Source organism: Bradyrhizobium sp. (genome assembly GCF_049691595.1).
Classification (GTDB): domain Bacteria; phylum Pseudomonadota; class Alphaproteobacteria; order Rhizobiales; family Xanthobacteraceae; genus Bradyrhizobium.
Map to the genome: position 1 here is coordinate 1 of NZ_JBAVNZ010000430.1, position 4748 is coordinate 4748.

Genomic DNA, 4748 nt, shown 5'->3' on the forward strand with positions numbered 1-4748 from the left:
TCGCGCTGGCGATCCGGGGCGGTTGATGGGCGAGCGGGTTCACGGGTCTGTCCTCGAATAACGTCGCGATCGGGGAACTCTATGGCATGGTTTCCCGCGGCGCAGAAGGGTTTCCGGCGTCGCGGACGCTGCCCTGTTGACCGACCCGCCGCGACGGTGTGGTATGGCGAAAATATCCGTAGCGTGGCAAGCGCGCGCAACCGAATGGAGGGCGCCAATGGCCGACAAGGGCAACGATCCGGCCGTGATCTGGCAGACAATGCTGGGCGAGATGGAGAAGGGGTTCAACGCCTTCGCCAATCAGGCGATGGCCTCGCCGGAGTTCAGCAAGGTGATGAATCAGGTCGGCGGCGTGACGGCGGGCGCGCAAAAGCAGCTCGGCGAACTGATGGAGAAATATCTGGTCGGCATGAACCTGCCGAGCCGGGCGCAGATGGTCGGCATGGCCGAGCGGCTGCAGTCGATCGAGGGCCAGTTGAACGAGATCAAGGCGATGCTGCGTGAGATGAACCGCGGTTCCGGCGTGGCGGGCAGCGCCGGTACACCACGGCCGCCGCGCACCCGGCGTCCGCCGCCGGCAGACGGAGACTCGAGATGAACGCGCCGGCGGGCCTCGATCTGGCGTCGATGCCGGAACGGATCCAGTCCGAGGTGCAGCGCGCGATCCAGCGCAGCATCAAGGGCGTCGAGTATATTGCGTCATCGGGGCCGTCGCTCGGATCGACGCCGAAGGACATTTTGCATGTCCGCGGCACCATGAATCTCTATCACTACCGGCCAATCGCCGACGAGATCTACCGCGTTCCGATCCTGATCGTGATGGCGACCACCAATCGCGGCTACATCCTCGACATGCTGCCGGGCCAGAGTTTCATCGAATTTCTGCTGAAGCGCGGCTACGACGTCTACATGCTGGACTGGAGCGCGCCGAAGCCGGAAGAGAAAGGCTTGCGGATGGAGGATTATGTCCTCGATTTCATCCCGGATTGCGTCCGCCGCGTGCAGCAGGATTCCGGCGAGACCGACGTCTCGGTGATCGGCTATTGCTTTGGCGGCGTCTTGTCGCTGCTGTACGGTTCGATCTTCCATGACGGGCCGATGAAGAATCTGATCTGTTTCACCACGCCGATCGATTTCCGCAAATTGGAGCTGTTCTCGAATTTCGCCGACCGCCGCTATTTCGACGTTGACGGTCTGGTCGACAGCATCGGCAATGTGCCGCCGGAAATGATCCTGTCCTCGTTCGAGATGCTGCGGCCGGCGTCGCGCGCGGTCAGCCAGCTGCAGCTCTGGGAGAACATCTGGAACGACGAATTCGTCAAATCCTACCGGATGTTCGACCGCTGGGCCACCGACACGCTGCCGCTGGCCGGCGAGTATTTCCGCGCCATCACCAAGGACCTGATGTGGGACAACAAGCTCTACAACGGCACCATGTCGGTCGGCGGCCGCGCGGCTGATATCGCCAGCATCAAGGTGCCGATCCTGCATGCGGTCGCCGAGCACGATCACATCGTGCCTTATGAGGCTGCCAAACATCTGATCGCCAAGGTCGGTTCGGCCGACAAGGAGGAGGTGATGCTGAAAGGCGGTCACGTCAGCCTGGTCGCCGGCGCCAATGCGATCAAGCGGCTGTGGCCGAAACTGGACGCCTGGCTGGCGGGAAGGTCGACATGAGCGAGACGCGTTCCTATCCGCGGCACGTCAAGACCGAGGCCGGCGACATCGAATTCCGCCTGATGACGCGGGCGGACGAGGCCGCCGTGCTCGCCTTCGCACAAAAGCTGCCGACCCATGATCTGCTGTTCCTGCCGCGCAATATCAGCGAACCGAAAGTGCTGTCGGCCTGGATCCACGAGATCGAGCGCGGCGCGATCACAAGCCTGCTCGCCATCAAGGCGGGCGTCGTGGTCGGCAGCGGCACGCTGGTGCGCGACCCGCATTCCTGGTCGCCGCATGTCGGCGAACTCCGGATGGTGGTGTCGCAGGACGTCCGCGGCCAGGGCGTCGGACGGGCGTTGTCGCAGGAGACGTTTGCGCTGGCGCTCGGCGCCGGCCTCGAAAAGCTGTCGGTGCAGATGACGGTCGACCAAAAGGCGGCGATCGCGCTGTTCGAGAGCCTCGGCTTCAAGGCCGAGGCGCTGCTGCACGACCATGTGCGGGACGTCGACGGCAAGAAGCACGACATCGTCGTGCTCGGGCACAATGTGGCGCAGGTCCGCGCACAGATGGAAGCCTACGGGCTTCCGGGCGCGGTCCAGCACTGATCCGACCGGACATCTCGCCGGTTCCGCGGGCAAACCGCCTTACAATCGGGACGATCACTAATTCGTGATATCGCGACGCACCATTAATATTGCGTCGCACCATTAACCGTGGCACAACAATCTCGCCCCGGGCCAATCCGGACGGGGTGAGCCCATAGCTCAAACCTGAGGATGGAGAGACCCCATGACCACCGAAACCAATGCCATGATGGACACCGTCAAGGAAGCCTTCGCGCCCGTCACCGATGCGTTCAAGAACCTCCAGAACATGGAAGTTCCGGAAGCTGCCCGTGAGTTCGTGAAGAAGCAGGCCGAGACCGCCAAGGTTCGCGCCGCCGACCTCCACGCCGGTTCCGAGAAGGTGACCGCCGTGATCGAATCCGCCGTTTCCGGTTCGGTTTCCGAGGCCGCCAAGATCAGCCGCAACATCCAGCAGGCAATCTATCAGGACGCGGAAGCGTTCTTCGCCGGAATCGACAGACTGGCCTCCGCCAGGTCGATCAACGAAGCGGTCCAGATCCAGTCGGACATGGTCCGTGCGCGCGGCGAGGTTCTCGTCTCGCGGGCGAAGGCCACCACGGAGTATCTCGGCAAGCTCGTCGCCGAGGGTGCGAAGTCCGCGCAGGACAATTTCGCCAAGGTCTACAGCAAGACCGCCTGATGACATTTCGCCGATCGGCAGCTCCTTCGAAGGCCCGCTCAGGCGGGCCTTCTTTTTGATCGGTGGTTCGCGTTCCCCGGATGCTGCGCAGCGCCATCAGCGCGTTCACGCGCGTCTTTGACGCGCTATGGCTTGCGGCGTGGTGCGCTGCTGATCCGGGGTCCATCCTGCCATATCTCTTGTAGGTCCCGGCTCTGCGGAGCAGCGCCAAGAGGCGCTGCACCGCGTCCGGGACACGCTACCCGTTGAGCGCCAGATTTCTGTCTGATCCGAAAACCGCCATGAGCCTCCCCGCCACTTTCGTCATCGACGCCCCCGGCGACGCGGCCCGCGCCGCCGAGCTGCGTCGGATCAAATGGCTTGCCACGCTGGTGCTGGCGGCGACGCTTTTGCTGTTCATCGCGGCGAAGGCGCTGCTCCATCTGCATCCGGCTTTCGGCTTTGTCGCGGCCTTTGCCGAGGCTGCCACGATCGGCGGTCTCGCCGACTGGTACGCGGTGGTGGCGCTGTTCCGCCGGCCGCTCGGATTGCCGATCCCGCATACCGCGATCATCCAGGGCAATCAGCATCGCATCGCCGACAAGCTCGGCGAATTCATCGAGGTGCATTTTCTCGAAGCCGCACCCGTGGAGGCAAAGCTCCATCAGATCGATTTCGGCGCCTTCATCGCCGACTGGCTGCGCGACCGCAAGCGCAGCGGCGATCTCGCCCGGTTTGTGCTGCGCCTGTTGCCGGAAGCGGTTTCGGCGACGGAAACCTCGGGGCTGATGACCTTCATCACCCGCCGCATCACCACGCAATTGATGTCGATCGACCTCGCGCCGCTCGCAGCCGGCACGTTGCGCGGCTTCGTGCGGGACGGCCGCCATCAGGGACTGCTCGACGATATCCTGCGCGCGTTGCATCAGACGCTGACGCAGGCGGAAACCATGGCTGTCATCCGCGAGAAAATCCGAGCTGAACTGCCGACGCTGCTGAAACTCTATCGCGCCGACAAATTCCTGGTGAACCGGATCGTCGCCTCGGCGACCGCCTTCTTCGACGAAGTCCGCAGCGATCCCAAACACCCCTTCCGCGGCGAGTTCGACCGCATGCTGCTGTCATTCGTCGACCGGCTCGGCAGCGACAAGACCTTTGCCGATCGGATCGACGGCCTGAAGCGCGACCTGCTGGCGCGGCCGGAGCTCGGCGAACTCGCGCGCAACATCTGGTCGAATGCGCGATCATTCATCGAGCGCAGCGCGTCGGGCGAGACCCAGGTGCTGCAGCAACAGCTGGCGAGAATGCTGGTGGAAGCGGGCGAGGCGCTGGCCGGCGATTCCGAATTGCGCGCCGAAATCAACCAGGGTCTGGTCGCGGTGCTGCGAACGGTCGTTGCCGAGCAGAAGAGCGGCGTCTCCAGCTTCATCTCCGATCAGGTCAAGGCCTGGGATTTGGGGCAGTTGATCAAGCTGATCGAAATAAACATCGGCAAGGATTTGCAATACATCCGCTTCAACGGCTCGCTGATCGGCGGACTGGCGGGACTGGTCCTCTACAGCCTCGAATACCTGCTTCGGTGGCTGTGACTAATTCAGCACGTCAACGCTTTTAGTTTTCAGGCGTGTGAACTGGCCTGCTTGCAAGACCAAAACCGGGTCCTTAGCTTTTTGAAGCTGGATTGTTGCACTGCAGAACGATTCTACATTCTACAAGGTGTGCGTGTTCTTGAACGACCCATTGGCCGGCTGCCGCGACGTAAGGGGCCGGCCCTGAGAGGAGATATGATGTCCGCTGCTGCGCAAACGCTTCGCCCGCCGTCCAGATCGCTGATGTTTCTG

5 protein-coding genes are annotated in these 4748 nt (G+C 62.9%); all 5 read left to right on the forward strand.

Features of this window, described 5'->3' with window-relative positions; genetic code table 11:
- The first annotated feature begins 217 nt into the window (after window positions 1–217).
- The 5 genes from WCE35_RS18350 to WCE35_RS18370 all read left to right on the forward strand — a co-directional run bounded on the left by WCE35_RS18350 (window position 218) and on the right by WCE35_RS18370 (window position 4496).
- Window positions 218–598: a hypothetical protein gene (locus WCE35_RS18350; protein WP_424594749.1), complete on the forward strand. Its 381-nt coding sequence runs from the start codon at window positions 218–220 to the stop codon at window positions 596–598.
- Window positions 595–1677 carry an alpha/beta fold hydrolase gene (locus tag WCE35_RS18355; protein ID WP_424594750.1) on the forward strand — a complete coding sequence of 361 codons (1083 nt, stop codon included), beginning with the start codon at window positions 595–597 and terminating at the stop codon, window positions 1675–1677. Before WCE35_RS18350 ends, WCE35_RS18355 begins: the two co-directional genes overlap by 4 nt.
- Window positions 1674–2267, forward strand: coding sequence for an N-acetyltransferase family protein (locus tag WCE35_RS18360; protein WP_424594751.1), 594 nt, complete (start codon window positions 1674–1676; stop codon window positions 2265–2267). The genes WCE35_RS18355 and WCE35_RS18360 overlap by 4 nt, the downstream gene beginning before the upstream one ends.
- 184 nt (window positions 2268–2451) lie before the next feature.
- Window positions 2452–2928, forward strand: coding sequence for a phasin (locus tag WCE35_RS18365; protein ID WP_424594752.1), 477 nt, complete (start codon window positions 2452–2454; stop codon window positions 2926–2928).
- 281 nt (window positions 2929–3209) lie between these two features.
- Window positions 3210–4496: a DUF445 domain-containing protein gene (locus WCE35_RS18370; RefSeq protein ID WP_424594753.1), complete on the forward strand. Its 1287-nt coding sequence runs from the start codon at window positions 3210–3212 to the stop codon at window positions 4494–4496.
- Window positions 4497–4748 lie beyond the last annotated feature (252 nt).

Excerpts from the sequence above, each read along its gene's own strand:
- WCE35_RS18370 (WP_424594753.1), top strand. The coding sequence starts at position 3,210 with ATGAGCCTCCCCGCCACTTTCGTCATCGACGCCCCCGGCGACGCGGCC.
- WCE35_RS18365 (WP_424594752.1), top strand. The coding sequence starts at position 2,452 with ATGACCACCGAAACCAATGCCATGATGGACACCGTCAAGGAAGCCTTC.
- WCE35_RS18350 (WP_424594749.1), top strand. The coding sequence starts at position 218 with ATGGCCGACAAGGGCAACGATCCGGCCGTGATCTGGCAGACAATGCTG.
- WCE35_RS18355 (WP_424594750.1), top strand. The coding sequence starts at position 595 with ATGAACGCGCCGGCGGGCCTCGATCTGGCGTCGATGCCGGAACGGATC.
- WCE35_RS18360 (WP_424594751.1), top strand. The coding sequence starts at position 1,674 with ATGAGCGAGACGCGTTCCTATCCGCGGCACGTCAAGACCGAGGCCGGC.